Source organism: Wolbachia endosymbiont (group A) of Andrena fulva (genome assembly GCF_964026815.1).
Lineage (GTDB): Bacteria > Pseudomonadota > Alphaproteobacteria > Rickettsiales > Anaplasmataceae > Wolbachia > Wolbachia pipientis.
Map to the genome: position 1 here is coordinate 91017 of NZ_OZ034701.1, position 25450 is coordinate 116466.

Sequence of the window (25450 nt, forward strand, 5' to 3'; positions counted from 1 at the left end):
CGTAGCTTCTTAATTCTTTTGTTTACTTTGATAGTCATGAATAGCAGCCTTTATAGCATCTTCAGCAAGTACCGAACAGTGTATCTTCACTGGAGGTAAAGACAACTCTTCCACTATTTGAGTATTCTTTATCTGTGTAACGTCACTGATGGTTCTTCCCTTTATCATCTCTGTTAACAAGGAACTTGAAGCAATGGCAGAACCACAACCAAAAGTTTTAAATTTTGCATCTTCAATAACACCTTTGTCATTGACCTTTATCTGCAATTTCATTACATCACCGCACGATGGTGCACCAACTAGACCAGTGCCAACACTTGGATCATTTTTATCCAGAGAGCCAACATTCCTTGGATTTTCGTAATGATCTAAAATTTTCTCATTATAACTCATAAAATTACCTGTGAACCGCTATTCTACATTATAACATATTTAGGTTAAAAACTAAAGTAAAATACACTAGCAAACAGTATATTTTACTCACAAAATATATGGGTTACGAGTGTATTTACTTTACAAATACATGTAGTGCATGTCATTCTCTATATTGTAATTAAAAAGGAGTATTCTCTTGAGTTTATTTGGTAACCTTTATAAAGGCTTGTTAAAAACTTCTTCTCGCTTTAGCGACGGGGTGAAAAGTATTTTTTCTGGCAAAAAAAAATTAGATCAGTCGCTTTTAGATGAGCTAGAAGAATTGCTAATTAGCATGGACATTGGTCATAAAACTTCCAAGTTGATTATTGACAGGCTCACAAGCATCAAGTTTGACAAGGAAGTTGAACATAATATTATCTCGCAGCAGTTAATGAACGAAATAGAAGCTATATTGAGCCCAGTTGTACAGCCGTTAATTTTAAATAAAAAACCACATATAATAATGGTATGCGGAGTAAACGGTAACGGTAAAACCACAACTATAGGTAAGCTCGCATATAAATATAAGGAGATGGGAAAATCCGTTATGCTTGTTGCATGCGATACATTTAGAGCTGCTGCTAGTGAGCAATTAAACATTTGGGCAGAACGTTCTGATTGCTTAATTGTTACTGGAGAGTACGGTAGCGACTCTGCAAGTGTGGCATATAGAGCTGTAAGTCAAGCTATAAAAGATAACATTGATGTTGTTCTAATTGACACAGCAGGAAGGCTGCAAAATAATGTGAACCTTATGGAGGAGTTATCAAAAATATATAGAACGATAAAGAAATTGGATGACACTGCCCCTCATGACGTTATTTTAGTTCTTGATGCAACTACCGGCCAAAATGCTTATAGCCAATTAGAAGCATTTAGCAAAATGGTTAATGTTACCGGGCTAATCGTAACAAAGCTAGATGGCACTGCTAAGGGTGGAGTGGTAATTGGACTCGCAGAAGCCTATAAGATAAAGTTATATGCTATAGGAATTGGCGAAAGTATAGAGGACTTAAGGGAGTTTACTAGCAAAGAATTTGCTGAAGCGTTATTTAATTGTAATTAAAGACTTCTCTTAATTCCCTTACGTGACCAAGCTTGATTATTTCAATATCATGAGAAGAATAATTGCCATTTTTAGGCATAATTGCTTTTTTGAATCCTAACTTTTGTGCTTCTTTTAGTCTGAGATCAGCATGCGAGATGTTCCTAATTTCTCCTGAAAGTGCAACTTCACCGCAGATTATTGAAGAAGTTGGCAGCGGTAAATTTACTACACTTGAAATAAGGGAAGCAGCAACAGCAAGATCAGCCGATGGTTCCTGTATTTTGAGTCCCCCTGCAATGTTTAGGTATACCTCTTTATCATGCAAAAACATTTTGCAACGAGCATTTAGCACCGCAATGATCATAGCCAATCGATTAATATCCCACCCAACTACTGCCCTTCTTGGGGTTGCCATATTAGTCCCTGCTATTAATGCTTGCACTTCCATTAAAATTGGTCTTGAACCTTCAATTCCTGCAAATACGGCGCTGCCAACTACTTCTCTGTCATGGGCCATCAGAAACAATGATGATGGGTTATCAACAGGCACAAGTCCTGCTTCAGACATCTCAAAAACACCAATTTCATTTGCAGGGCCAAATCTATTTTTAATAGTACGTAAAATGCGGTATTGATTGCTATTTTCACCTTCAAAATATAATACCGTATCCACCATATGCTCCAAAGTTTTAGGTCCAGCTATTTGTCCATCCTTAGTTATATGGCCAACTATTAAGAGGGAAATACCATATTGTTTCGCAAGAATGGTTAATTCATGTGCGCAAGTGCGGACCTGAGTTACAGTTCCTGGTGCTGATGTAATTCTGCTATCATACATTGTTTGTATAGAGTCAATTACTAAGAATTTAATACTTTTGTTTTCCTTTATTGTTGCTACTACATCAGTTAAAGACACTGTAGACAAAAGCTTAATTTTAGGTTCATTTATCTTAAGACGCTTTGCTCTGAGGCTCACTTGCTCTAAAGATTCCTCGCCGGATACATAAAGACATTCAAAAGAGGAAAGTTGCACAACATTAGCTGCAATTCTAAGCAAAAGGGTAGATTTCCCAATTCCAGGTTCGCCACCAATTAAAATGCTAGCACCTTGAACGATACCCCCACCAAAAACTCTATCTAATTCTTCTATTCCTGTTAAAAAACGACTTGGAGTGATAATTTCGCTACCCGATAACGTCTTTATTAAAATTGGCGCAGATATACTTCTTTTGCCCGTTTTTACTGCTATTTCCTCAACAACTGTATCCCAATTGTCACATGCAATACACTTCCCTACCCACCTACCAGTGCTGTGACCACAGGATTGACATACATATACAGTTTTCATCAAAGCCAAAATTATTTTGTTGTAATTGTAATAAAAATTAGCTGAATATGCGAAGTAAATCTATAGCTAACCCAAGAAAGGGTTCCCTATGTCATACCGCGATTCATTCGCGGTATCTCTAGATCCCGCTAACAAGTAGCGGGATGACGAGCTTATCGTCACGCCGCCGCGAACCGTCATACCGCGATTCATTCGCGGTATCTCAAAGCATAGATCCCGCTAACACGTAGCGGGATGACGAGGTCATGCCACCGCGCGAACCGTCATACCGTCACGGTATCTCTAGATCCCGCTAACACGTAGGGGAATGACGAGGTCATGCCGCCGCAAACCGTCATACCGCCGCGGTATCTCTTAGCCGCTAACACGTAGCGGGATGACGGTTGTCGTTTAGCTACAAACGTTAAGAAATTTACCAAATGAAAAAAAAGGCAAAAGAAGCCCTGGGGTTATTATCCGCTTTAAAATATTGGCGTTTTTTATGTTTTAAACGCTTGACAAGCAAGATTAAGCTGCTTTTAATTGCAACTAACTTACGCTGCAAATGTTTAAGAAGTTTACTAAGCAGAAAAAAAGACAAAGAATCCCCGAGTTAGCTAGTCTTTTACTATCTCTGTCGAGTATTGGCATTTTTTGATGTCTTGTAACGCTTTATAAGCGCGTTCAGCTTATTTAGATAAAAATCTAGATGTAGATGAAGTTTTGTAAAGACATACAGTATCTATGTACTGCAAAAAATTAAACATAAGACGCCGATACATTAAGTAATCCTTACCTTTTAATCTGCAGATTGGCGAAAGCAAATACAATAGCTTCAATTTTATGATAAGGGGGCTGGCGAAGGGTGTCAAGTAAGTTTTTTGTTTCTATTCCCAATGTTATATGGTTATGTAATACCAATTCTCATTACTAACGAATCAAATAAGCGGCATTGCAGAGTTTTTTAATTGTGGAGTGAGAAAGAGAGGTAATAAATTTGCACAAAGCGCTCTCAAGCAAAGCAATTGTGTCGTAGATTTTGTTACGCAAAATGTTCTGTTTTATATATAACCAAAACCTCTCAACAGGATTGAGGTCAGGTGAGTATGGTGGTAGGTATATAATGTCGATATTTTTAGGTACTTTTAAATTTTTTGACTTATGCCAACTAGCACAATCCATGATAAGAAATGCCTCCCTTGTTGCTAAATATTGTGACATCTGCTCAAGGAATATATTCATACAATCAGTATTGACGTTTGAGCTAGAACTTTCTCCATTTCTGGGATTAACTGCACTATAGAGATAAAAATTTTGCCTACCTAGTTTTACCTTAACCTGTGTCCTAATGCCTTTTTTAAACCACCCGTGTCCAATCTTTGAATGTGTGCCAAACCCCGATTCATCGAAGAAAAATAGCTCTTTTTCAGGATACATGACAATAGTTTCATTAAGATTTTTTTTTAAATTCCTCTTGTTTACTTTTATCTTGTCCGTTATGCACTGGTCTTGGTGTGATATATGAGAATTTCATTCTTTGCATATTACGGTGTACTGTAGATTTGCTGATATTCAAACCAAACTTTTCTTGAATTCTTATTTTCATTTCTTTTATAGTAATATTGGGGTTTTCCTCTATCCACACCTCAACTTGTTCACGTTGACTTTGATTCAATATAGTTTTTCTACGGCGTTGAGGCGGAGCAAATAATTTTTCTTCTCTGCCAAATTTTAGGTCATGCAGTAAGTGCCTTTCTTGAAATGCAGCATATCTTTGCTACGGCTGTTATACTGTGCTTTTTTGCTGCAATTACAGCATTTAGTTTTTTTGCAACATATGCGTTATTTCTTACTTTCTTCAGCATTTCTTTTGCTGATTCCACCACTTTTTCATCCAATAATTTTGATCTTAATGCCATTTAAACCTCGCTACTTTACTTACTTCAGTATGGCTTTTTTTCTATTATTGTCTATCCGTTACTTGTGTAGCGGGAATTGGTATAAGAAGTCTAATAGCAAATTTTTAAGTTCCTCTTTAACTCTTTAACCAGCGGGCTCGCATGAGGAGAGGAGAGTAAAGGTCCTCTTCCATAGATATCTTCACACTTTTTTCTTCTTCTGTAGTTGGCGGACGAGTAAGAAAGTGAATCTTTGGTGCGCCACTAATTATTGCCATTGGTGTTTGCTCCGCCCCTTCTCCCATAACTAAAACAGCAGACGTTGCCAGCGCATCAAGAAGATTGACTTGTGTTACTTGCAGTGGTTGATCATAAAGATCTGGCTTGCCTATATAGGAATAAAATGGTTCAAATCCACACCAACCAAGAGCAACGCCCGTAACCCCAAGGCGCATAGGTGTTATGTTACTATCTGTAATCAAAATACCAAGATGTTTTATGCAGTGTTTTGTCTTGAGATAGTTCCATATTGATAGAGCTGTTTTCTGAACATCCTTTGGGTATAAAATATACATTTCATTACCATTTGATTCATCAATACCAGCAGATGGAATTAAGATATTGTCTTTGATTGTTAAATAGATGCCGTAAGAATTATGGTCTACATCAACAATTGCATCAGCTTCTCTTTTGATTAGCTCTTCTTTAGAACAAGCAGTTTTGCAAACCACTTGTTTTTGACAAATAGAAATGATTTTTGATGTGATAGCAAGAACAACTTCCTCTCCTAGCAACTCTGAAACATAGCGATCAAGAACCTGCTCTAATACTTCCCCACATTCAATGCGGTGGGTATAAATTGCTTTAACATGCATATTAACGTATTAGCCTACATATAGTATAATCTTTCGTTTTGGTGAGAATAGTTTTATGCCATCCATCAAGAAGTGTTAAGTTGAAATATACATCACCTTTATAGGGTTTGTGAATTTCTGTTATGATAAATTCTGAGATTAGATCATACTCCAAAAAAAGATGCGCTATTTGTGCTCCACCAATCATGAAGACTTTAGAATTACTTTGGATTGACAAAAACTCTTGCATAGAAGAAATAATAGTGCATTTTACTCCTCTGTTAAAACAAGAATTTAATTTGTCACGAGAAAAAACAACAGGGATACAATCCTTTAATATGTTTTGAGACATAGTTTCAAATGTTTTTCTTCCCATAACAATAACTTGTTTGTCAGTCACCTGACGAAAATGATCTAACTCACTTGGATAATGCCAGGGCAATCCATTATTTATTCCAATTACCCCCTTGGGATCAACAGCCATAATTCCGATAACTATCATCCCTGTAAAGCAGCTTGAGCTACAAAGAATCGCATGTGATCACGCACATTATGCACTCGAAGGAAATCAACCTTGTTGTGCAATGCAGATGATAAAGCAATTGTTTCTAAATCTCGGTTAAAGACAGGTTCTATAGAAAAAGAAGAAATAAATGACTTTCTAGAATGACCAACCAGAACTTTGCAGCCAAAACTTTGCAATGCTTCTATATTGCGTAAAATCCAGATATTCTGATATAGAGATTTGCCAAAACCAATACCAGGATCAATAATGATCGAGCTTTGATCAAAACCTAGAGCTAGTAATCTATTAATGTTCCTTTCTGCCCAATTATTTATGGTATCAATTGGATCAATGTCACTTGGGATAATGTTGTCACTATATGGTGGTATGGAGAGTGAATGCATAATAACGATACTACATCCACTGCTAGCAATCGCTTTTAAGGTATTATCATCTAGATCTCCCTTCTGATCGTTTACCCAGGCAATGTTGTAGTGCTCCAAAACGTTCAAAATAACATCTGGCCAGAAACTATCAATGCTGACTTTAATGTCACCAACTTTCATATATTGATTAAGGTCATCAAGTACTGGTTTTAAGCTTGCATACTCTGCTTTTGGAGTTTGTATTGAGGAGCCAGGTCTTGTTGATTGAGCACCAAGTTCAACTATGCTTGCACCATCTGATAACAGCCGCAGTGCCTGCTTGGTTGCTTGATCTGCATCATAATAAAGACCACCATCTGAAAATGAATCAGGAGTAATATTGACAATACCTATAAGCTCTGGTGAAAGCGTAAAACTCCTTAAAAAGCAATCCTTAATGTTAGGGTTAACAGTACCAAACGTTTTGTTAACTACTGCCATAGGGTTCAGCATTGTCATCAAGTGAAGCAAAAATGGTCTGTTTATCAATTCTGGGTGAGGAATCTTAAGGTAGGGTGTATCAAGTGTCAGGTCATCCCATAACAAAATATCCAAATCAATAACGCGAGGTGCCCATTTTTCATAGACCTGCAGACGGCCAATGTCACATTCAATTTGTTTAAGGCCCTTTAACAGCTCTTCAGGAGAAGAAGAACAACTTCCATACACAACCATATTTAGAAATGGCCTGTCCCACCCAGGTGGAGCATCATTTGGTAAAATAGCCTTAGTTTCCAGAATAATTGAAGATTTTAAATTTTTAAAATAGCGTTCCTGCAGTAACTGAGCAGCCTTTTGTAAATGGGAAAAGCGATTCCCCATATTTGAGCCAATAGAAATGTAAATCATTCTTGCAACGCATTACGATAAGTAAAGAAAACACCTCCATGCACACTGGGGACAGGTGGTGCAACTTTGTGAATAGTTACGCCTATAGAAGAAATAATAAGCTTTTTTTGCATCACAAGGTTATTAATGGTCCTGTATATATCATGAGTTAAATGCTCGATTAAGTTGAATTGCTTGCTTTGAACGAGAGATTGAATACTCTGAACTACCTCCAAGTAGCATATAGTATCCTCAAGCCGGTCAGTTGTAAGTCCTAAAGGGGGGGATTTAAAGGTAAAATCAATATTAACACTAACTAATTGAGAATGATACTTCTCTTCTGCACTATAGCCTAAATGAACCCAAAGCCGTAAGTCAGATATAAGAAGATTACATGCAAACATTGCATTCCAACATCACTGAGTTTAAGCTACTTACAACTACTAACACACGCTAGCATTCATCATTCCATCAAGAAAACCCCACAAGAGCCTTGCTCCCTTTTGAGCACCCTGCATAACTTTATCTTGCTCTTTTTCATCTAGATCTTCAATAAGATTTGCACATTCCTCAGAATGCCATTCATCAGCATGCATATGGACCGTAAAAAATTGAAGAGAACGCTCATCACTTATTGAATAGTGTTTTTTTAAACCTTCAATTTTAGACTTAGAAACCTCTGGAGTTTGACGTTCATAAGCATAAAGTGCACCCAAACCGGAAGCAAAATCTGATCGTACAATATCAAAGTAACCGTCAACTAATTCTTGTGTCTCCTTAACTTGTGCATCTTCAAGAAGATCAGACCGTGCTACTCCAAGTCCTTCAGCAAAACGCTTCCATAACTCTGGATGATTTTCATCACCTTGTTCTTCTTCTATCAAATTACCAAGCAAAACCTGTCGCATTTTTAGATCTGGGCACAGAAAATGTATACCACTGATATAACGAGGAAACGCAGCAACGTGGTGATAATATTCCTTAGCGTAGGTTTGTAGAGCTTCAAGGCTCAATTTTCCTTCATTCCATGACTGGTAGAATGGATGATTTAGTAAGTGCAATTCATCTAACTTGTTATTTAGAGACTTAGTAAATTCCATCATTTCCCCCATTACATTAATATATAGTTCATATACTATAGTTTTCTCATTGTTACGATCATGCTAAGATCAATACAATGGTGGGATTGGTAGGACTCGAACCTACGACCAATTCGTTATGAGCGAACTGCTCTAACCGACTGAGCTACAATCCCTTTTATCAATATTTATAATACACACAAAAGCAAATTTGTCTATTAGCTTATTTCACTATCAACCCAACTTGACAAATCATTTGTTGCACCAATTTTGCGTGCAATTTCCTTACCATCTTGAAATATGATTAAAGTGGGTATAGATTGCACTCCATACTTACTCGGCACTTCAGTCCCTTCATCTATGTCGAATTTGCAGATCTTAATCTTGCCTTTCCTGTCTTTAGCCAATTGTTCGATACGTGGCATTAGACTTTTACATGGCCCACACCATTCTGCCCAAAAGTCTATCAGAACAAACCCTTTATAGTCAGTGACTTCAGATTTGAAATTTTGATCATTTACCGATGTAATATCATCACTCATAAAATACCTAAATTTTTGTAAAATATAGCGTATCTATTAGCAACTAATCAACTAAATTCTTACCGCAGAGCTTGAAAAATTGCCCTAGAGTGTTTTGCACAAACAAAAAACTTCTATTACATCTGGTGGTTAAAGATATCCACGTTTTCCCAACCCATTAAATCCAACTCAATACGAGTAGGAAGAAATTCAAAGCACTTTTGGACCAATTCTTTTCTATTTTCACGTTCCAACATTAAATCTAGCTTTTCCTTTATCCTGTGGAGATACAAAACATCAGATGCAGCATAACTTTTTTGCTTGTCTGTCAAATTTTCATTTCCCCAATCAGAAGATTGCTGCTGCTTATTTAGTTTGGTATCAAGCAGCTCTAAGCACAACTCTTTTAAGCTATGATTATCTGTGTAAGTGCGAACTAAACGTGAAGCTATCTTTGTGCAATAGCACGGAAGTGCCCAAGTTTCCAAGTAATAACGTATTATGCTCACATCAAATCGCGCGAAGTGAAATATTTTAGTTATATTTTTATCCTCTAATATTTTTCTCAAATTTGGCGCTGTATAATCGTTCTTGAGTTGAACTAAGTGAGCGTTGCCATCATTAAAAGAGAGCTGCACAAGGCATAATCTATCTCTGCTATGAAGTAGCCCCATTGCCTCGGTATCAACAGCTATAGACCTTATATCATCTGGTATTGAACTAGCTGGCAAGTCGTCTTTATATAAAAATATTCCCATAAAGCTTTGTGGAATAATTAAAAACTTATGATAATCAAAAATAAGCCTTAAGTATACGAAAAGATCATAGAAGGAACCACGCAAATTTATGGGCTCTCACATTTTTCATGTACACGGGGTTTACAAATCGCTGTATATGCCTATAATTAAGTAAATTTAGGTTAATTTAATTGCGGGAGTAGCTCAGTTGGTAGAGCGCAACCTTGCCAAGGTTGAGGTCGAGGGTTCGAACCCCTTCTCCCGCTCTTTGCTTTCAAAATCATTTCGTCAAAAATCCCTTGACAAACTCCGCTAGCCCCCTTATCATGAAACTGAAGCTATTGTATTTGCTTTCGCCAATCTGCAGATTAAAAGGTAAGGATTACTTAATGTATCGGCGTCTTATGTTCAATTTTTTGCAGTATATAGATACTGTATGTCTTTACAAAACTTCATCTACATCTAGATTTTTATCTAAATAAGCTGAACGCGCTTATAAAGCGTTACAAGACATCAAAAAATGCCAATACTCGACAGAGATAGTAAAAGACTAGCTAACTCGGGGATTCTTTGTCTTTTTTTCTGCTTAGTAAATTTCTTAAACGTTTGCAGCGTAAGTTAGTTGCAATTAAAAGCAGCTGAATTTCGCTTGTCAAGCGTTTAAAACATAAAAAACGCCAATATTTTAAAGCGGATAATAACCACGGGGCTTCTTTTGCCTTTTTTTTCGTTTGGTAAATTTCTTAATGTTTATGGCTAAACGACAACCGTCATCCCGCTACGTGTTAGTGGGATCTCTTGTTAGCAGCTGAGATACCGCGAATGAATCGCGGTATGACGTAGGACTGCTGTCATTCCAGCGCGTGACGCTGGAATCCAGTTCTTATTACCTGGTGTAAAGTTAAGTTTCCTGGATCCCAGTGTCTGGGCACTGGGATGACAAGAAAGGAGCACTGGGATGACAAGAAAGAGGCTACTTGGATAACAGAAGAAGGAGGCTACTTGGACAACACCCTGACAACCATCATCCCGCTACGTGTTAGCGGGATCTGGAAATACCGCGGCGGTATGACGTAGGACTGCTGTCATTCCAGTCTGGAATCCAAAAAAGGATGATGTCATCCCAGTGCTTGACACTGGGATCCAGCTTCTGTGCAACCTCATCAAAAACATTCATTTAGTATAAACTTTCCATGCTAGTTTGCTTGCTTACAAGCAAACTTTCCTGGATCCCAGTGGGCTTTGTTGCATCGCTCAAGTGAAAAGAACTGGCAGTTACTGACAAAATTCATTATAAATAGCCATTTAACTGTTGAAGAAAAAATATGCCACAAAAAATGAGAGTCAGTAACTGCCAAGGTGCGCCAAGAAGTGCTTGGAGAACAGTTGGTGAAAATCCAACACAAACAAAGTCTAGCCAACAGTTTGGAACAGACCACTATGTTGCATGAGGTAACGAGTGTAATAGAGCTAGTGGGATGGACAATGCAGGGCACAACGGAAGTGAAGGAGTGGAGTCCCGAAATACCTGAAGACATAGAGGTCGACATGTTCATGGCCATGGAAGACAGCATGAAGGATAACGTAAAGGCAAGTTATCACTCACTCTATCGGGATCTGAGACCGTGCCATGTATTGAAATGGACTTCAAGTGAACTTGGGAGATCCCATGCATTCCTATTAAGGTACGTTGGAACAAGTCAACAAAGGCAAGAACTAGCGGAAGATGCAGGGGAAGTCGGACTGATTGATAGTACTCAGAATGTGGGAAAGCCACGTACAAGGGGAAGCGATCAGCAATATAGTAACTGGAATAGGGATTGCTATGCCAATACAACGGAGGTAGGAATAACATGCGATATAAACTAAACCAGATAGCAGTAAGAGCAAAGCAAGATAAGCGACTAAAATTCACATCGTTAGTCCATCTGATAAATACAGAGAATCTTGCGAGATGTTATAAAGAACTGAAGCGTAACAAGGCTTGTGGAGTAGACCAGATAACAGTGGAATCATACGGAGAAAATCTGAATGAGAAACTCGAAGTGCTAGTAGAAAGTATGAAGAGGAAGCAATATCAACCACAACCAGTAAAGAGGGTATATATACCGAAAGCTGGAAGTAAAGAGAAACGCGGACTCGGAATACCATCGACCGAGGATAAATTAGTACAGATTATGCTGAAGAAGATATTAGAAAATATTTACGAGGCAAACTTTCTGGACAGCTCATATGGATTTCGACCAGGAAGAAACTGTCATCAAGCGGTAAATGCACTAGATAAAGCAGTTATGTACAAGCCAATAAACTACATTGTAGAAGTGGATATCAAGAAGTTCTACGATAATATACAGCATAAATGGCTAATGAGGTGTCTAAGGGAACGAATAACTGACCCAAATTTGCTGTGGTTAGTAAAGCGGTTTCTCAAGGCAGGGATAGTCGAAGCTGGAAATTATGAAGCAACAAAACAAGGTACACCACAAGGCGGTATAGTAAGTCCTGTATTAGCAAATATATACTTACATTATGTGTTGGATTTATGGATAGAAAAGAAATTTAAACCAAGATCCAGAGGATATATACAAGTAATAAGGTTTTGCGATGATTTTGTGGTTTGTTGCGAAAGTAAGGTAGACGCGGAAGAATTTCTGGAATTACTGAAACAAAGGCTAAATAAATTTGGGTTGGAAGTATCTGAAAACAAGACCAGAGTAGTAAAGTTTGGCAAGAGGGAGTGGCAACGAGCGATAAGAGAGAAACGAAGGACGGAAATTCAATTTTCTGGGGTTTACGCACTATGGTGCAAAAAGTTGTCGTGGTAGATTAATGATGGGACATAAAACCTCTAAGTTAAATCTAGCCAGAAAACTAAAAGAAATCAAGGAGTGGTTGAAAATAGTCCGCGGAAGTATTCGACTTAAAGATTGGTGGCAAGTACTGAAGGCTAAATTAACAGGACACTATAACTACTTTGGTATTAGCGGAAATTATTGGTGTTTGAAACAATTTTACACATCAGTAAGAAAGCTAGCATTTAAATGGATAAATCGGCGTAGTCAGAAAAAGAGTATGACCTGGGAACAGTTTGTACACTACGTAGAAGTAAATCCATTACCAAAGCCAAAAATACATTTTTCTTTATATGCATAAGAGGGACGACTGTGAAAACTAATATTGATGAGCCGTGTGCGGGAAATCTGCAAGCACGGTTCTTTAGGGGGAGTTGTAGTAATAAAACTCAAACGAGAGGAGTAAAGCTACAGCTTCTACCGAACATTATTTACATAGGAGTGTGTATGACAAACACCAAGTTAGAGAGAAGCCGGATGTGGTGAAAGTCACAAGTCCGGTTTCGAAGTCGAGTGGGGAGAGGTGACTTTCCTCACTTAGATAACTAATGCTTCATGTAAAGGTTTTGCTTCGTATTGTCTTCCTATTTTTGCCTCTTTATTCGCACGTAGCTGTTCTTCAGTAACACCATTACTCTCAAGAAGTTCTACAGAACCATTATCATGAATATTAATTTTAATATTACATTCTTTTTCTTTGGCATACCATTTTAAAGCCATTTGATATGATCCATTAGCTACTTCATAAATTCTTGCCCCATCCTTATCAATTTGGCAACGTGCCCCCCTTGTTTTTTGGTCAGGTAGTAGCAACGTAACTGTCTTTACATCGTACTTTTTGCACATATTACCACTTAGAATATCATGCAAGTTTACTTCTTTTGTATAATCGTTCAGCGCAATTCTTATGACAGGCTTAACACTGTTATCTATATTTTTAGTTTCTCTTAATTTTATAAGCTTTGCATCAATATTTTTAGATATCTCTTCTTCAATTTGTTTAGCAGCTTTGCCTACAATTTCCTGACCATGATATTTGGTCTCCTCAGCAGTATATCTATACATACCATCGCTATTCTTATGAATATGAGGTTTCACTATTACTTTATTAGTAATATTAGTAGAAGGGTTGTTCTGATCTACAAAGAACTTCTTCCATGTTTCTTCATCACCAAGAGTAACGTACCTACGTTTATCCTTATTCGGTATTAACCCAGGTGCGCTACCAGCAGCAATATTTTGATCAACGATCAAAGATACAGTTTCAGTACTATTAGTTAACATATATGCCTCCATTATTTTTAATATATAAATGTTAGCATATAGATATCACGCCAATTGGTCAACATAAATTATTGATGGCAAAGCTTTTAATGTTGAAAGCTCAAATACTCCTTTGCTTGGTCGGTTAGAACGCGTCCTCTTGGTGTGCGCTTTACAAAACTAATTTTGATTAAATAAGGTTCTACTGTTTCTTCAATATTGCCAACATCCTCAGATAGCGCAATAGATATAGTGTCAATTCCAACAGGTCCTGAGGTGTTGAATAAAAATCTTAGATAATGCACATCAAGTTTATTGAGTCCCATTTTATCTACACCCAATTTTAGCAATACAGAATCAGCGACTTCATAAGTGATTTTTTTATCATCTTTCACTTCAACAAAATCCCTTATCCTTCTGAGTAACCTCAAAGCAATTCTTGGAGTACCGCGCGCACGGCAGGCAATTTCCCGTGCAGCACCCTCTTCAATTTCAGCAGAAAGAACTCTTGCGCCTCTTTTTATAATATCGACTAGCTCCTCAAAAGAATAAAACTCAAGATGCAAAGGAATGCCAAAACGATCTCTGAGTGGCGCAGAAAGTAATCCAAGCCGTGTAGTTGCTCCAATTAGCGTAAATGGTGGTAGATCTATCCTTAAAGTGCGAGTAGATGGACCTTCACCTACTAATATGTCCAAGCAAAAATCTTCCATAGCAGTATATAAAACTTCTTCGATGCTGCGATTTAATCTATGGATTTCGTCGATAAATAGAACATCTTTTGCATTTAAAGTGGTAAGCACTGCAGCCAAGTCCCCAGCTTTACTAAGTAAAGGACCAGAAGTTGCGCGAAAGCTAACTCTTAATTCTTTAGAAACAATTTGTGCTAAAGTTGTTTTGCCAAGCCCTGGAGGACCGTACAATAAGACGTGATCTAAAGCTTCAGTTCTCGTCTGTGCAGCGTTTATAAACACTTTTAAATTTTGTATTAAGTCTTTTTGCCCGACAAAATCATCAAGTTGCTCAGGCCTGATGTTAATATTGCGCACATCTTCAGTATATTCTTTACCGCACGATATTGATTTCATAATGTTAAGAGCTCCTTAAGCGCCATGCGAATAATGTCCTTAGTGTCCAGGTTTGACGATTCGTCTTGTATTTTTTTTATCGTATCATAAGCTTTCATTTTTTCATACCCAAGATTGATCAATGCTGAAAGGGCATCTTCATTAATTGGATTAAAGTTATTGTTATTTATTTCTAGTTTACTTACTTTGCCACTCAATTCAGTGATGATTCGATTTATGAGTTTCAGGCCAAGTCCGCTCATCTTGAGTGTTACTTTATCTTCATTCATAATTGCCAAAAATAGCTGTTCTGGAGTTAATTTACTCAAAATTGACATTGCAGTTTTATAGCTAACACCGCTTACTTTAACTAGCAACCTCAAGCACTGCTGTTCTTCTTTGCTTATAAAACCATATAGCTGAGTAGTGTTTTCTCTGTTATTTGCATAGGTTTCGATAAGTAATTTGATTCTACTTCCAATTGCACAAGCACTTAAAGTTTTGGCTGAAAGATACACCATATAGCCAACATCATTCACGTTCAGGATTATGTGATCACTGCGCACTTCATCAACTATTCCGCTTAGATTTCCTATCATTTTTAGCACTGTATAGGGTTCAGTTTAAATACTCCTGGATCTTAGGTCAAGCAAACGAACATTATAACAGGGAAACGTGGCTAAAAAACCACTTGACAAACTCCGCCAGCCCCCTTATCATAAACACTGAAGCTATTTATTTATCTTCTCTGTACAGATTAAATGACAAAAAAACTCACGTATCTGGCGTATCATGTTTAATTTTTTGCACTATGTGCACCTTATGTCTTATAAAATTTCTACCTACATAAGCTGAAACGCGCTTATAAAGCGTTTAAAACATAAAAAAACGCCAACTTAAAAAATGGATAGTGAATAACTAGCTACCCTAGGGTTTCTTTTGCCTTTTTTTCTGTTTAGTAAATTTCTTAACGTTTATAATTTAGATTAGTTGCGGTTTAAAAGTAGCTGAATCGCGGTTATTAAGTGTTTAGAATAAAAAAACGCCATACTTGAAAGTATAATGTAAGTAATTAGCCAATCATGGGGCTTTTTTTGCCTTTTTTTTCGTTTGGTAAATTTCTTAATGTTTATAGCTAAACGACAACCGTCATCCCGCTGCTTGTTAGCGGGATCTATGCTAAGAGATACCGCGGATGAATCGCGCGGTATGACGGTTCGTGGTGGCATCTCGTCATCCCGCTACGTGTTAGCGGCTAAGAGATACCGCGGCGGTATGACGTCTTAGCCATAGATTACCTGATCTCACCATCTTTCCGGTTGTTTTATACATAATTCTCGGATTTTGAAAGTTCACTTTGAATAAATTGCTCATATTCTTTATCCTCTAGTTCTTCAAAAATCTCAGGATAATGTTTACTGGAACGAGTAATTATTGAAATTAGCTCTTGCTTTGTTTTTCTTAGTAAAACCTTTCAAAGAGAGTCTGTTCATCTGGGCGCGCAGACGATCGATACTCCTTTCTATCAAGTGCAACCAAAGCAAAACCTGTTGCAGCCATATGCTTACATGGACCATAATACACAAATGCAGGACAGGAACATGTTCCACTCAAAAGAGGACCATCGTGCTTTAGTGTTACTCGATATACATTTGATCCAACTACCTTTGATTTAGCTTGAGATTCATTAACAGATATAATCTGTACCTTTCTTTTGTCAAAATAATCCCTTCCTCTGGAGCGGTAGGGTTCTTTGATAAGACCTGTGATATCTTTATAATACAGTCTCATTTTTACCTCCTTTAAAACCCTCAATTTTCTAATATATCCTTTCTTCCATAAAAATTTATTAACTCACCACGACTTTTATATGGCCCTGCGGACAATTTTATAGTGCTATAGCTAACTCAAGAAAGGTTTCCCTACGTCATACCGCGATTCATTCCATAACTGTATGAACATTCATTTTTGAAGGTAAATTGCACAGCAAATGGTGTCATGAAAGTAGCTGACACTGGAATCCAGCCTTGCCGTAATCTCATCAAGAACGTTGTGTTTTAACATAAAACGGCTACTTTTATACTTACCAACTTAATAAAATTCCTGGATCCCAGTGGGCTTTGTTGCATCGCTACTTATGAAAGGCTAACTATAATTAGGATTATAAGCAACCTATTGAAAATCTTGTTTTTTTGCAATCAATCTGATCAAATTTAAGAATAGTAATTTATTATTTATATTAATAAATTTAATTCTATTGAAAATAGCTAAAGCATTGAAATTCTTGAATTTTAGCCGGATTAGTGAGTGGTAGTGAAATTTCTTTTACTCAAATTTAGGTATTCACTGACCGTTCTTGTTATAAATACCAGAATAATAAGCTACTGATATTCTCCACCTTTTTTATCTTTAATCCATCATAGCTAGCGATGCAACAAAGCCATCCCAGTGTCAAGCACTGGGATGACAAGAAGAGGGTACTTGGATAAGAGGCATTGCCCTCCTGGTAGGCCCAAATTGCAATGTCCGTACAGTTATGGATTCATTCGCGGTATAGATTCCGCTAATGAGTAGCGGAATGACGAATTTGTTGTTTTTCAAATTGTAGGTAAACCTAAGCCACTTTAGCTATATATAATAGAATTTCGCTTTCTACTATCTTTCCAGTTGTTTTATACATAATTCTCGAATTTTGAAAATTTGCTCCATATCTAATTTCTCACTTGTATAAAATTTGTTTTCTTACTTCGAGACCTAATCTACCACAACTTTTATATGGCGTTTCTTTCCTGCAGATAATTTTATAAATGGCTGATCTTTAAAGCTTTCGAAATTTATTACATGATCAATATTGTTTACAACATTATCATTAATCTTGCATCCGTTGCCCTGTATTAAACGCTTTGCAGCGCCTTTTGAAGGTTCAAAACCGGTGTCATGTAGTAGGTCTACTAAGGATATGCCGCTTGCAACTTGTTCTTTTTTTATGATGTAATCAGGAAGTAGTGAGCTATCTTCATTCTCAAAAGCAGAAATTGCAGCAAATTGTGCAAGTTCCGCTTCTTTGTCACCATGACATATTTTTGTCACTTCTGTTGCCAAGACCTTTTTTGCTTCATTTATTTCTTGATCCTTTAAAGACTCTAATTTTCTAATCTCATCAATTGGCACATCAGTGAGCAATCTTAAAAAACGTCCAACATCTTGATCATCAACGTTGCGAAAATATTGCCAGTAGTCGTAAGGCTTTAGCATATTATCATCAAGCCACACTGCTCCACTTTCAGTTTTGCCCATTTTTTTTCCTTGTGCATTTAATAAAAGAGGCATGGTAAGGCCAAATAGCTCAGGTAAATTCAACTTTTTTCCAAGTTCAATTCCGTTTACTATATTTCCCCACTGGTCTGACCCTCCAATCTGCAGACGACAATCATATTTTTTGTTTAATTCAATAAAGTCGTAAGCTTGCAATAGCATGTAATTAAATTCCAGAAAGCTTAAGGTTTGCTCTCTATCCAGCCTGGTTTTCACACTATCAAAACTTAGCATACGATTTACAGAAAAATAAGCTCCTATATCACGCAAAAAATCTATGTATTTTATGTTATCCAACCAATCTGCGTTATTTACTATCATTGCACCAGTCTTGCTGTCATTAAAAGACACCATTTTCTCTAATATTCTCCTTATACTGGATGTATTTTGATTGATGTTCTCTACAGGCAAGATGCTTCTTGCTTTATCTTTGAAGGATGGGTCACCAATTTTTGTTGTGCCACCTCCAAGTAAGACTATCGGCTTATAACCAAATTTTTGTAGGTGACAGAGCATCATAATCTGAATTAGGTGACCAGCATGAAGACTTGGTGCTGTGCAATCAAACCCAATGTATGCAACTATATAATTGCTCTGCAATAATAATTGATCTAGTCCTTCAATGTTTGTGCATTGGTATAGGTACCCTCTTTCTTGGATGAAATTTAAAAATTCAGATGCGTGTTTCATTTTATAAACCCCAGTCTATCCTGTCATTAATGCCGAAGGTAACCCTAATAGAGAAGCCAGTGCCCAGACACTGGAACTTAATTATAAACAAGCACACTATACAACGTTTCCGATGAAATTGCATGAAAAACTGGATTCCAGTGTCAGCTACTTTCATGACACCACTACCTGTGCAGGAGTTGCCTTCAAAATTACAACGTTTGTGCAATTGTGTACCAGCTATCTGGATAATCAATTCCATAACTCTTCTATTTTATAATACTCCCTTACTTCCGGCCTGAATATGTGAACCATTATGCCTTGAAAATTCAAAACCACCCAATTGCCTTCATCCATACCTTCTACATCTATTTTATCATGTGGCTTGAGGCTTTTTATTACGTGCTCAGCTAAAGCTTTAACGTGACGGCTTGAATCACCAGATGCAATAATCATATATTTTGCAATAACGGTTTTATTCTGCACATCAAAAGTTACTATATCATGACCTTTATTTTGATCTATTATCTCTTCAATTGTACTTCTTATCGATTCCATATCGCTAAGCATTGTTTACAGGTTATATGATTCATTTATAATTATATACTCAAAATTTCTAAATATGAACTATTTTCAACGCAACTACTTGTTAAAGGTATTACCTGCATCTATTTTATCATCATGTTTTTAGCATGTACAATGTATATACTTTTTATATAATTGAAAATAGCTTTTTACTAGTATTCATTATGGGCAAGACTCTCATCTACTTAATCGGCTTTCCAGGCAGTGGTAAGTTTACTACTGCAAAGGAACTGTGTAAAATCATTGGTGCAGTAATAGTAAGCAATAATCTATTCAATAATATTATATTTGATATTGTTAAATTACAAAACGCTGAAGTTCCAGATGACCTATGGGAAAAAATTTTTGCAGTTAGGGAAAATGTATTAGCAATACTGGAAAAACACTACGTAAAATCAAAACATTATATATTTACAAATGAATTGATAGAGGGTGATCCCTATGACCAAAGATTATATAACTCAGTGGTAAATTTAAGTAAAAAAATGGACATGGAAATTTTTTCTGTAGTATTACATTGTAATAATGAAAAACTAGTAAGACGTGTCCAATCAGAAGAGAGATATCAGGAAAATAAAATTACTGATCCGGATTTTGCTATAAAGAAAATTGAAGGGAAAAGGCTATTTATACCTGAGGGTTCGCTTGAAATTGATAACTCGAACTTGAGTGCAAAGGAAGTTGCAAAGAAAATTGTTGAAGAGATGAAGAAAGAAAAAAATGGAAAATTAATTAAAACTTCTGTAACAAATCATTTAAAAACAGAGCGTACTCGTGGTTGAGCAGAAAGATAAGTACCGTCCTTGTGTTGGCATAATGCTATTTAACAGACAAGGACATGCCTTTATTGGAAAACGCTTTGATAGCGATTCTTACTGGCAGATGCCACAAGGAGGTGTTGATGATGGTGAGGAACTGGAACAAGCAGCGTTACGTGAGTTGCTAGAGGAGGTTGGTACTAATAAAGTAAAGGTTATAACTAAAAGCAAGGATTGGATATACTACAACTTGCCTGAAGAAGTTATACCAATATGCTGGAATGGAAAATATTCTGGTCAAAAGCAAAGGTGGTTCTTAATGAAGTTTTGCGGAGAGGATGAGGACATTGATATTAATTATACTGGTCATCCAGAGTTCAAAGAGTGGCGTTGGCAAGGTATAGATAGTTTAGTAGCCAGTGCTATATCATTTAAAAAAGAAGTTTATAAAACAGTGATAGAAGAGTTTTCTTCTATAATAAAAGCCTCAACAATAAGCTCATGATAGTAGATTCTCATTGCCACTTGATTTATTTTTCTGACGATGAAATACCAAAAGTAATTTCAAGGGCAGAGCAAAATGGTGTAAAGGTTTTGCATAACATATGCGTAAGCATTGACGATGTTCCTAAGTTATTAAAAATTTCTTCATCCTATGATCAGGTCTACTCCTCTGTTGGTATACATCCGCTTGATGCTGCTATAGAAAACGGTGAGTGTATACATGTTGATGAATTAGTTGAATTTACCAAGAACCAAAAGGTAATTAGTATCGGTGAAACCGGGTTAGATTTTTATAAATCTGACAACAAAGACAATCAGAAAAAAAGTTTTGCATTACATATAGAAGCGTCAAGAATAACTGGACTACCTTTAGTTATTCACACAAGAAGCGCTGATAATGAGATGATCGATATGTTAAGGTCAGAAATGAAAGCCGGTGCTTTTAGTGGAGTAATGCACTGCTTTGCTTCCTCTAAAGAACTTGCTTATCAATCTATAGATTTGGGGTTATATATTTCATTTTCTGGAATTATTACTTTTAAAAATGCGAGCTTACTCAGAGAAATTGCACAAAATGTACCACGCGAGCGTGTTTTAGTCGAAACTGATGCACCATATCTATCACCTGAGCCTTATAGGGGAAAAAAGAATGAACCAGCAATGGTGAAATACGTTGTTGATTGTTTGGCAGAGTTGTGGAATGAGTCACCAGAACAAGTAGCGAAGGTAACCACAAGCAACTTTTTTAGGCTGTTTGAGCTATAAAGAAGCTCTATAAAACCATTAATTTGCTTATGAACCTAAAGATTTCACCAGCTCTCTCACCGAGTTTACAGACTTATTAAACATTTCTTGTTCACTATCATTCATTTTAACTTCTAGGATCTTTTCAATTCCGTTTTTTCCAATAATTACAGGAACACCAATAAACAACTCTTCTACACCATATTCACCATTAAGGTAAGCAGCACATGGTAATATGCGCCTCTTATCTTTTAAATATGATTCTAACATGCATATAGCTGAAGATGCAGGAGCGTAGTATGCAGATCCAGACTTAAGCAGATCAACTATTTCTTTACCGCCATTGCGAGTGCGTTCAACTATTTCATCGACTTTTTTCTGTGTGATAAGACCCATATCGATAATTTGAGTAAGTGGAACTCCAGCAACTGAAGCACAATTGATTAGTGGTACCATAGTGTCGCCATGTCCTCCAAGCACAAAAGCAGATATATCTTCAACTGAGATATTTAACTCACTTGCAAGAAAGTAACGAAAACGGGAAGAATCAAGCACTCCTGCCATGCCAACAATCATATTAGTTGGAAGGTTTGAAAATTTATGCACCACTGAAACCATGGCATCCAAAGGGTTGGTAACCACTATTACAAACGCGTTTGGAGAATATTTTTTAATATTTTCGCCAACCTCCTTCATTACTTTAGCATTGGTTTGCAGGAGGTCATCCCTGCTCATTCCAGGTTTTCTAGCGATGCCAGCGGTTATTATAATTGCATCGGAGTTTTTTATATCTTCATACCTATTTGTGCCAGTAATATTGACATTAAATCCATCAATAGGGGATGATTCTGCTATGTCGAGTGCTTTACCTTGTGGTATTCCATCACTAATATCAAGTAAAACAACATCACCGAGTTCCCTTAGTGCAATCATATGGGTGAGAGTTCCACCGATATTTCCTGCACCGATTAAAGATATTTTTTTTCTTTGTACTGTCATTTTCTACTCCTTTGTATTTACTTTTATGGTTTTACCTTCCCAAGGCGATAAGCTATCAAACATACGAAAATCTTGCGGTAAATCTATAGGATTATACACAACCTTTTTTGTCTCTATATCATATCTTACTTCCTCATAACCAGTGAGAGGGAAATCTTTTAACATTGGATGACCTTTGAATCCATAGTCTGTTAGAATCCTACGCAAATCAGGGTGATCAGAAAACTCTATTCCATACATATCAAACACTTCACGCTCAAACCACAAAGCCGTACTAAATATCTTCGCTACACTTGGAGGCATGTCGCTTTCACATAACTGAAGCTTTATGTGTACTCTAATATTATGCACAATGCTGAGCAGATTGTATATTAGCTCGAAACGCTTCTCTCTATTTGGATAGTCAACCCCAAAAATATCAACTAATAGTTCAAACCTACACTTTTCATCATCACGTAGAAAGAATAGGTACTTTTCAATTTCATCTAAAGTTGAATATATTACAATAATGCCATCATCTTTTTGAATGCACTCGCATTTGGTCTTTTTTTGTATATACTTTGCAGTTTTATCCATTCCGAGTCCGTTTTATTTTGTTTTGTAGGCATAGCATTCCATATAGCAACGCCTCAGCGGTTGGTGGGCATCCAGGGACATACACGTCAACTGGCACAATTCTATCACAGCCTCGGACTACTGAATAAGAGTAATGGTAATAACCACCACCATTTGCACAACTTCCCATGGAAATAACATACTTCGGGTCTGCCATTTGATCATAAACCTTGCGCAATGCTGCTGCCATTTTATTAGTTAGTGTGCCAGCAACAATCATCACATCTGATTGACGTGGGCTTGCACGAAACATTATACCATATCTATCAAGATCATAACGGCTGGATGCAGTATGCATCATCTCAACTGCGCAACATGCAAGACCAAATGTCATTGGCCACAATGAACCAGACCTTGCCCAATTCATTACATAATCTGTTAAATCACCAAATTTAGTGACAAGAAACCCTTCTTTTTTATAACGACCCCAGTCATCATTAGATAGAATTTGATTTGTCATAAACTACTCCCACTCTAATGCACCTTTACACCATTCATAGATAAAACCTATAGTGAGTATTGCAAGAAATACCATCATAGACCAAAATCCACCATAGCTTATCTTAGATAAAGAAACAGCCCAAGGAAAAAGAAAAGCAATTTCTAAGTCAAATATTATAAATAATATTGAAACTAGGTAAAATTTAATGTCAAAATTTTTCCTTGCACTGGATAGTGGATTGAAGCCACACTCATATGTGGAAAGCTTTTCACCATCTGGCTTACTCACTGCAAGAAACATAGGCAATATACCTAAAGCAAAAGATACTACAATTGATACGCAGATAAAGATTACTATGGTTAAATATTCGCTCATTTAACAAAACATATAACACTATGAGTTTACATGCTTTCCTAACTTTTTACCACCTAAAATATGCACGTGAAAGTGTGGTACAACCTGCTCTCCATTTTCACCGTAGTTAGTGACTAATCTATATCCTGTTTTTTCTAGATTATATTTGTGTGCTATCTCTCTTACAGTTTTGAAGAAATCCGCTATTTCCTCTTCAGGAGCTTTTAGAATGAAATCATCATATGAAATATATTGATTTTTTGATATAACTAAAATATGAACTGGTGCGTCAGGGTACTTATCATGAAAAGCTAGTACATTTTCATTTTCATGTACCTTCTCACAAGGTAACTCACCTCTTAATATTTGAGCAAAGATGTTATCGCTATCATAAACTTCATTGCTCATATTTTAAGAGCGACCTTTCCCTCTTTCTTCGTTTTTCTCTACATTAGGTGTAGATAGTGGTTTTATCGCTTCACCAGAAGCATCTTCAAGATTTAAAGAGCTTACAAGTTCCCTTACTTTTACCATGTCCTGCTGTTCTTTCAAAAAGGGTTCTATTCCACTTACCCTTTTTCCAGTAATAACTCCTGGTTGTAAGTGATACATATCCCCAGGAACAGTTAGACTATGATGTCTTTCCTCTATTTTTTTAGCTTCACTCATAATACTCCCCTATAACTTATTTTTGCATTCCACAACTTTGCGACTTACCTGCTTTTATAGCTTCTTGCGCCCATTTTTTCTCACCTGAAGCTATAGTTTCTGAAGGCTGACCAACATCAGACTTCACAACTTTGTCTGATGACTGCTTTTGATTATCATAATACAATTTTTCTGCAATACCATTTAGCAATTTTAAGTCTGTATGAATTTTAAATTCTCCACCGGTAATTTTTGCCAGCTTCTTAAGGTCTTCGTCAACTTTATTAGCAATTCCTTTAAGAACAAGCTCTTTTATTTCTTTCTCGCTCTTTCCTTTGTGTTTAGGATCGTTTTTAATGTCATTGGTAATTTTTTTAACATTAACTTCAACTACAATTTTGTTTTCTCCTCTAAAAATAGTTACATTCGATAAATCTTTTTTTATTGTATTTAATTGCTCTGGGCTCAAGTAAGGTATATCTCCTGTCAAAGTCCTTGATGCTAAAAAACTTACCTTTCCTGTCCCTTTCTTTTGCTCTGTTATTTCTACACCAAGATCTTTACTAGCTTGTGTGGTTTTTATGGGTGGATCATATTCTTCAAGTGGGTTGCCAATAATAGAACGCCCGCCATTTTTTATGTCGTGCCGCATTTCATCCCAGGACTTAAACCAATTCTTTGGCCATATAGGGTATACTGCACCCTTGACTAGAACTTTTACACCTCTACCCAGAAAACTTCCTACTCCCGAAGCTGCATTACCAACTTTAGCTAGTATAGAAGTAGATTCTTCATTTTGGTCGTCTTTTGGCATACACACCTCCAAGTTACTTTCTACAACTAAATACATTTTAATTATAGACGAAAAAATTTAAACTTCTATATCCATTATAAGATAGAATTATAGGGATTGCAACCATTATTTGTACATTATCTAAAACATGTAGTATTTTCGCTACTTTTATTGTTCAATTTATTATAAAGAATACTCTAAAT

30 protein-coding genes, 2 tRNA genes and 1 pseudogene are annotated in these 25450 nt (G+C 36.6%); 9 read left to right on the forward strand and 24 right to left on the reverse strand.

What is annotated here, in order from left to right; all coding sequences use genetic code 11:
- Positions 1 to 9 precede the first annotated feature (9 nt).
- Positions 10 to 393, reverse strand: coding sequence for a Fe-S cluster assembly scaffold IscU (iscU, locus tag AAGD84_RS00425; RefSeq protein ID WP_151808025.1), 384 nt, complete (start codon positions 391 to 393; stop codon positions 10 to 12).
- Between the two features lie 178 nt (positions 394 to 571).
- On the opposite strand from iscU, the gene ftsY reads away from it, so the two are divergent.
- The gene (gene ftsY, locus AAGD84_RS00430) at positions 572 to 1483 is read left to right on the forward strand and encodes a signal recognition particle-docking protein FtsY (protein WP_264722862.1); all 912 of its coding nucleotides are present in this window, start codon (positions 572 to 574) and stop codon (positions 1481 to 1483) included.
- Here the strand turns inward: ftsY and radA are convergent.
- From radA to AAGD84_RS00480, 10 genes and pseudogenes are all read right to left on the reverse strand, one after another.
- Positions 1470 to 2813: a DNA repair protein RadA gene (radA, locus tag AAGD84_RS00435; RefSeq protein ID WP_265038219.1), complete on the reverse strand. Its 1344-nt coding sequence runs from the start codon at positions 2811 to 2813 to the stop codon at positions 1470 to 1472. The genes ftsY and radA overlap by 14 nt on opposite strands.
- A gap of 909 nt (positions 2814 to 3722) precedes the next feature.
- Positions 3723 to 4711 (reverse strand): annotated as a pseudogene (locus AAGD84_RS00440) (IS630 family transposase).
- Positions 4712 to 4827: 116 nt separating this feature from the next.
- On the reverse strand, positions 4828 to 5565 hold the full coding sequence (locus AAGD84_RS00445) for a putative folate metabolism gamma-glutamate ligase (protein WP_264705944.1): 738 nt from the start codon (positions 5563 to 5565) through the stop codon (positions 4828 to 4830).
- 1 nt (position 5566) lies between these two features.
- Entirely contained in the window at positions 5567 to 6046 is a 480-nt protein-coding gene (locus AAGD84_RS00450; protein ID WP_341818028.1) for a dihydrofolate reductase, read from the reverse strand.
- Positions 6043 to 7323 (reverse strand): dihydropteroate synthase, encoded by a 1281-nt coding sequence (folP, locus tag AAGD84_RS00455; protein ID WP_341818029.1) that lies wholly within the window; start codon positions 7321 to 7323, stop codon positions 6043 to 6045. The genes AAGD84_RS00450 and folP overlap by 4 nt, the downstream gene beginning before the upstream one ends.
- The gene (locus AAGD84_RS00460) at positions 7320 to 7706 is read right to left on the reverse strand and encodes a dihydroneopterin aldolase (protein WP_264722868.1); all 387 of its coding nucleotides are present in this window, start codon (positions 7704 to 7706) and stop codon (positions 7320 to 7322) included. Before AAGD84_RS00460 ends, folP begins: the two co-directional genes overlap by 4 nt.
- A gap of 39 nt (positions 7707 to 7745) precedes the next feature.
- Positions 7746 to 8402: a CADD family putative folate metabolism protein gene (locus AAGD84_RS00465; protein ID WP_265038212.1), complete on the reverse strand. Its 657-nt coding sequence runs from the start codon at positions 8400 to 8402 to the stop codon at positions 7746 to 7748.
- 78 nt (positions 8403 to 8480) lie between these two features.
- Positions 8481 to 8557 (reverse strand) — tRNA-Ile (locus AAGD84_RS00470).
- A gap of 42 nt (positions 8558 to 8599) precedes the next feature.
- Positions 8600 to 8923 (reverse strand): thioredoxin, encoded by a 324-nt coding sequence (gene trxA, locus AAGD84_RS00475; protein ID WP_006279168.1) that lies wholly within the window; start codon positions 8921 to 8923, stop codon positions 8600 to 8602.
- Between the two features lie 116 nt (positions 8924 to 9039).
- Positions 9040 to 9660: a ribonuclease D gene (locus AAGD84_RS00480; protein WP_264722875.1), complete on the reverse strand. Its 621-nt coding sequence runs from the start codon at positions 9658 to 9660 to the stop codon at positions 9040 to 9042.
- A 172-nt stretch (positions 9661 to 9832) separates the two neighbouring features.
- Here AAGD84_RS00480 and AAGD84_RS00485 point away from each other — a divergent pair.
- The 5 genes from AAGD84_RS00485 to AAGD84_RS00505 all read left to right on the forward strand — a co-directional run bounded on the left by AAGD84_RS00485 (position 9833) and on the right by AAGD84_RS00505 (position 12977).
- Positions 9833 to 9905, forward strand: a tRNA-Gly gene (locus AAGD84_RS00485).
- 1093 nt (positions 9906 to 10998) lie between these two features.
- Positions 10999 to 11508: a hypothetical protein gene (locus AAGD84_RS00490; protein ID WP_341817816.1), complete on the forward strand. Its 510-nt coding sequence runs from the start codon at positions 10999 to 11001 to the stop codon at positions 11506 to 11508.
- Complete coding sequence (ltrA, locus tag AAGD84_RS00495; protein WP_341817975.1) at positions 11493 to 12464, forward strand: group II intron reverse transcriptase/maturase; 972 nt, start codon at positions 11493 to 11495, stop codon at positions 12462 to 12464. Before AAGD84_RS00490 ends, ltrA begins: the two co-directional genes overlap by 16 nt.
- A gap of 4 nt (positions 12465 to 12468) precedes the next feature.
- Positions 12469 to 12792, forward strand: coding sequence for a hypothetical protein (locus AAGD84_RS00500; protein ID WP_264329539.1), 324 nt, complete (start codon positions 12469 to 12471; stop codon positions 12790 to 12792).
- Positions 12793 to 12803: 11 nt separating this feature from the next.
- Entirely contained in the window at positions 12804 to 12977 is a 174-nt protein-coding gene (locus AAGD84_RS00505; RefSeq protein WP_264722855.1) for a hypothetical protein, read from the forward strand.
- A gap of 51 nt (positions 12978 to 13028) precedes the next feature.
- On the opposite strand, the gene AAGD84_RS00510 is transcribed toward AAGD84_RS00505, so the two are convergent.
- The 6 genes from AAGD84_RS00510 to rsfS form a co-directional block, all read right to left on the reverse strand.
- Positions 13029 to 13775 carry a hypothetical protein gene (locus AAGD84_RS00510; protein WP_264722940.1) on the reverse strand — a complete coding sequence of 249 codons (747 nt, stop codon included), beginning with the start codon at positions 13773 to 13775 and terminating at the stop codon, positions 13029 to 13031.
- Between the two features lie 86 nt (positions 13776 to 13861).
- Complete coding sequence (ruvB, locus tag AAGD84_RS00515) at positions 13862 to 14842, reverse strand: Holliday junction branch migration DNA helicase RuvB (RefSeq protein ID WP_264722939.1); 981 nt, start codon at positions 14840 to 14842, stop codon at positions 13862 to 13864.
- Positions 14839 to 15420, reverse strand: coding sequence for a Holliday junction branch migration protein RuvA (ruvA, locus tag AAGD84_RS00520; RefSeq protein ID WP_264338838.1), 582 nt, complete (start codon positions 15418 to 15420; stop codon positions 14839 to 14841). The genes ruvB and ruvA overlap by 4 nt, the downstream gene beginning before the upstream one ends.
- A gap of 862 nt (positions 15421 to 16282) precedes the next feature.
- Positions 16283 to 16612, reverse strand: coding sequence for an SWIM zinc finger domain-containing protein (locus tag AAGD84_RS00525; protein WP_007548583.1), 330 nt, complete (start codon positions 16610 to 16612; stop codon positions 16283 to 16285).
- Between the two features lie 963 nt (positions 16613 to 17575).
- Positions 17576 to 18826: a tyrosine--tRNA ligase gene (gene tyrS / locus AAGD84_RS00530; protein ID WP_007548582.1), complete on the reverse strand. Its 1251-nt coding sequence runs from the start codon at positions 18824 to 18826 to the stop codon at positions 17576 to 17578.
- A 231-nt stretch (positions 18827 to 19057) separates the two neighbouring features.
- The gene (rsfS, locus tag AAGD84_RS00535; protein WP_006279567.1) at positions 19058 to 19375 is read right to left on the reverse strand and encodes a ribosome silencing factor; all 318 of its coding nucleotides are present in this window, start codon (positions 19373 to 19375) and stop codon (positions 19058 to 19060) included.
- Between the two features lie 179 nt (positions 19376 to 19554).
- Here rsfS and AAGD84_RS00540 point away from each other — a divergent pair, with 179 nt between their 5' ends.
- The 3 genes from AAGD84_RS00540 to AAGD84_RS00550 are packed head-to-tail and all read left to right on the forward strand — an operon-like array spanning position 19555 to position 21417.
- Positions 19555 to 20172 carry an AAA family ATPase gene (locus AAGD84_RS00540; protein ID WP_022626414.1) on the forward strand — a complete coding sequence of 206 codons (618 nt, stop codon included), beginning with the start codon at positions 19555 to 19557 and terminating at the stop codon, positions 20170 to 20172.
- A 34-nt stretch (positions 20173 to 20206) separates the two neighbouring features.
- A complete protein-coding gene (locus AAGD84_RS00545) occupies positions 20207 to 20653 on the forward strand; it encodes an RNA pyrophosphohydrolase (protein ID WP_007548581.1) in 447 nt (148 codons plus the stop codon).
- Positions 20650 to 21417, forward strand: a complete 768-nt coding sequence (locus AAGD84_RS00550) for a TatD family hydrolase (protein WP_010082353.1) — start codon at positions 20650 to 20652, stop codon at positions 21415 to 21417. The genes AAGD84_RS00545 and AAGD84_RS00550 overlap by 4 nt, the downstream gene beginning before the upstream one ends.
- 27 nt (positions 21418 to 21444) lie before the next feature.
- Here AAGD84_RS00550 and mdh read toward each other — a convergent pair whose 3' ends face one another.
- From mdh to AAGD84_RS00585, 7 genes are read right to left on the reverse strand one after another with little or no spacing between them, the layout of a single operon-like run.
- Positions 21445 to 22395 (reverse strand): malate dehydrogenase, encoded by a 951-nt coding sequence (gene mdh / locus AAGD84_RS00555; RefSeq protein WP_007548577.1) that lies wholly within the window; start codon positions 22393 to 22395, stop codon positions 21445 to 21447.
- 3 nt (positions 22396 to 22398) lie between these two features.
- On the reverse strand, positions 22399 to 22971 hold the full coding sequence (locus tag AAGD84_RS00560) for an NADH-quinone oxidoreductase subunit C (protein ID WP_006279573.1): 573 nt from the start codon (positions 22969 to 22971) through the stop codon (positions 22399 to 22401).
- Positions 22964 to 23470: a NuoB/complex I 20 kDa subunit family protein gene (locus AAGD84_RS00565; RefSeq protein ID WP_006279574.1), complete on the reverse strand. Its 507-nt coding sequence runs from the start codon at positions 23468 to 23470 to the stop codon at positions 22964 to 22966. The genes AAGD84_RS00560 and AAGD84_RS00565 overlap by 8 nt, the downstream gene beginning before the upstream one ends.
- A 3-nt stretch (positions 23471 to 23473) precedes the next feature.
- The gene (locus AAGD84_RS00570; protein WP_006279576.1) at positions 23474 to 23827 is read right to left on the reverse strand and encodes an NADH-quinone oxidoreductase subunit A; all 354 of its coding nucleotides are present in this window, start codon (positions 23825 to 23827) and stop codon (positions 23474 to 23476) included.
- A gap of 18 nt (positions 23828 to 23845) precedes the next feature.
- Positions 23846 to 24214 (reverse strand): HIT domain-containing protein, encoded by a 369-nt coding sequence (locus tag AAGD84_RS00575; RefSeq protein WP_010082356.1) that lies wholly within the window; start codon positions 24212 to 24214, stop codon positions 23846 to 23848.
- 3 nt (positions 24215 to 24217) lie between these two features.
- Positions 24218 to 24475 (reverse strand): hypothetical protein, encoded by a 258-nt coding sequence (locus tag AAGD84_RS00580; protein WP_006279579.1) that lies wholly within the window; start codon positions 24473 to 24475, stop codon positions 24218 to 24220.
- A gap of 16 nt (positions 24476 to 24491) precedes the next feature.
- Positions 24492 to 25268: a hypothetical protein gene (locus AAGD84_RS00585; protein ID WP_264722935.1), complete on the reverse strand. Its 777-nt coding sequence runs from the start codon at positions 25266 to 25268 to the stop codon at positions 24492 to 24494.
- Positions 25269 to 25450: the final 182 nt, after the last annotated feature.

What these genes read in the sequence shown, in the direction of transcription:
- iscU (WP_151808025.1), bottom strand. Translation starts at nt 393, where the DNA reads ATGAGTTATAATGAGAAAATTTTAGATCATTACGAAAATCCAAGGAAT.
- radA (WP_265038219.1), bottom strand. Translation starts at nt 2,813, where the DNA reads ATGAAAACTGTATATGTATGTCAATCCTGTGGTCACAGCACTGGTAGG.
- AAGD84_RS00445 (WP_264705944.1), bottom strand. Translation starts at nt 5,565, where the DNA reads ATGCATGTTAAAGCAATTTATACCCACCGCATTGAATGTGGGGAAGTA.
- AAGD84_RS00450 (WP_341818028.1), bottom strand. Translation starts at nt 6,046, where the DNA reads ATGATAGTTATCGGAATTATGGCTGTTGATCCCAAGGGGGTAATTGGA.
- folP (WP_341818029.1), bottom strand. Translation starts at nt 7,323, where the DNA reads ATGATTTACATTTCTATTGGCTCAAATATGGGGAATCGCTTTTCCCAT.
- AAGD84_RS00460 (WP_264722868.1), bottom strand. Translation starts at nt 7,706, where the DNA reads ATGTTTGCATGTAATCTTCTTATATCTGACTTACGGCTTTGGGTTCAT.
- AAGD84_RS00465 (WP_265038212.1), bottom strand. Translation starts at nt 8,402, where the DNA reads ATGGAATTTACTAAGTCTCTAAATAACAAGTTAGATGAATTGCACTTA.
- trxA (WP_006279168.1), bottom strand. Translation starts at nt 8,923, where the DNA reads ATGAGTGATGATATTACATCGGTAAATGATCAAAATTTCAAATCTGAA.
- AAGD84_RS00480 (WP_264722875.1), bottom strand. Translation starts at nt 9,660, where the DNA reads ATGGGAATATTTTTATATAAAGACGACTTGCCAGCTAGTTCAATACCA.
- ltrA (WP_341817975.1), top strand. Translation starts at nt 11,493, where the DNA reads ATGCGATATAAACTAAACCAGATAGCAGTAAGAGCAAAGCAAGATAAG.
- AAGD84_RS00500 (WP_264329539.1), top strand. Translation starts at nt 12,469, where the DNA reads ATGATGGGACATAAAACCTCTAAGTTAAATCTAGCCAGAAAACTAAAA.
- AAGD84_RS00510 (WP_264722940.1), bottom strand. Translation starts at nt 13,775, where the DNA reads ATGTTAACTAATAGTACTGAAACTGTATCTTTGATCGTTGATCAAAAT.
- ruvB (WP_264722939.1), bottom strand. Translation starts at nt 14,842, where the DNA reads ATGAAATCAATATCGTGCGGTAAAGAATATACTGAAGATGTGCGCAAT.
- ruvA (WP_264338838.1), bottom strand. Translation starts at nt 15,420, where the DNA reads ATGATAGGAAATCTAAGCGGAATAGTTGATGAAGTGCGCAGTGATCAC.
- AAGD84_RS00525 (WP_007548583.1), bottom strand. Translation starts at nt 16,612, where the DNA reads ATGAGACTGTATTATAAAGATATCACAGGTCTTATCAAAGAACCCTAC.
- tyrS (WP_007548582.1), bottom strand. Translation starts at nt 18,826, where the DNA reads ATGAAACACGCATCTGAATTTTTAAATTTCATCCAAGAAAGAGGGTAC.
- rsfS (WP_006279567.1), bottom strand. Translation starts at nt 19,375, where the DNA reads ATGCTTAGCGATATGGAATCGATAAGAAGTACAATTGAAGAGATAATA.
- AAGD84_RS00540 (WP_022626414.1), top strand. Translation starts at nt 19,555, where the DNA reads ATGGGCAAGACTCTCATCTACTTAATCGGCTTTCCAGGCAGTGGTAAG.
- AAGD84_RS00545 (WP_007548581.1), top strand. Translation starts at nt 20,207, where the DNA reads ATGCTATTTAACAGACAAGGACATGCCTTTATTGGAAAACGCTTTGAT.
- AAGD84_RS00550 (WP_010082353.1), top strand. Translation starts at nt 20,650, where the DNA reads ATGATAGTAGATTCTCATTGCCACTTGATTTATTTTTCTGACGATGAA.
- mdh (WP_007548577.1), bottom strand. Translation starts at nt 22,395, where the DNA reads ATGACAGTACAAAGAAAAAAAATATCTTTAATCGGTGCAGGAAATATC.
- AAGD84_RS00560 (WP_006279573.1), bottom strand. Translation starts at nt 22,971, where the DNA reads ATGGATAAAACTGCAAAGTATATACAAAAAAAGACCAAATGCGAGTGC.
- AAGD84_RS00565 (WP_006279574.1), bottom strand. Translation starts at nt 23,470, where the DNA reads ATGACAAATCAAATTCTATCTAATGATGACTGGGGTCGTTATAAAAAA.
- AAGD84_RS00570 (WP_006279576.1), bottom strand. Translation starts at nt 23,827, where the DNA reads ATGAGCGAATATTTAACCATAGTAATCTTTATCTGCGTATCAATTGTA.
- AAGD84_RS00575 (WP_010082356.1), bottom strand. Translation starts at nt 24,214, where the DNA reads ATGAGCAATGAAGTTTATGATAGCGATAACATCTTTGCTCAAATATTA.
- AAGD84_RS00580 (WP_006279579.1), bottom strand. Translation starts at nt 24,475, where the DNA reads ATGAGTGAAGCTAAAAAAATAGAGGAAAGACATCATAGTCTAACTGTT.
- AAGD84_RS00585 (WP_264722935.1), bottom strand. Translation starts at nt 25,268, where the DNA reads ATGCCAAAAGACGACCAAAATGAAGAATCTACTTCTATACTAGCTAAA.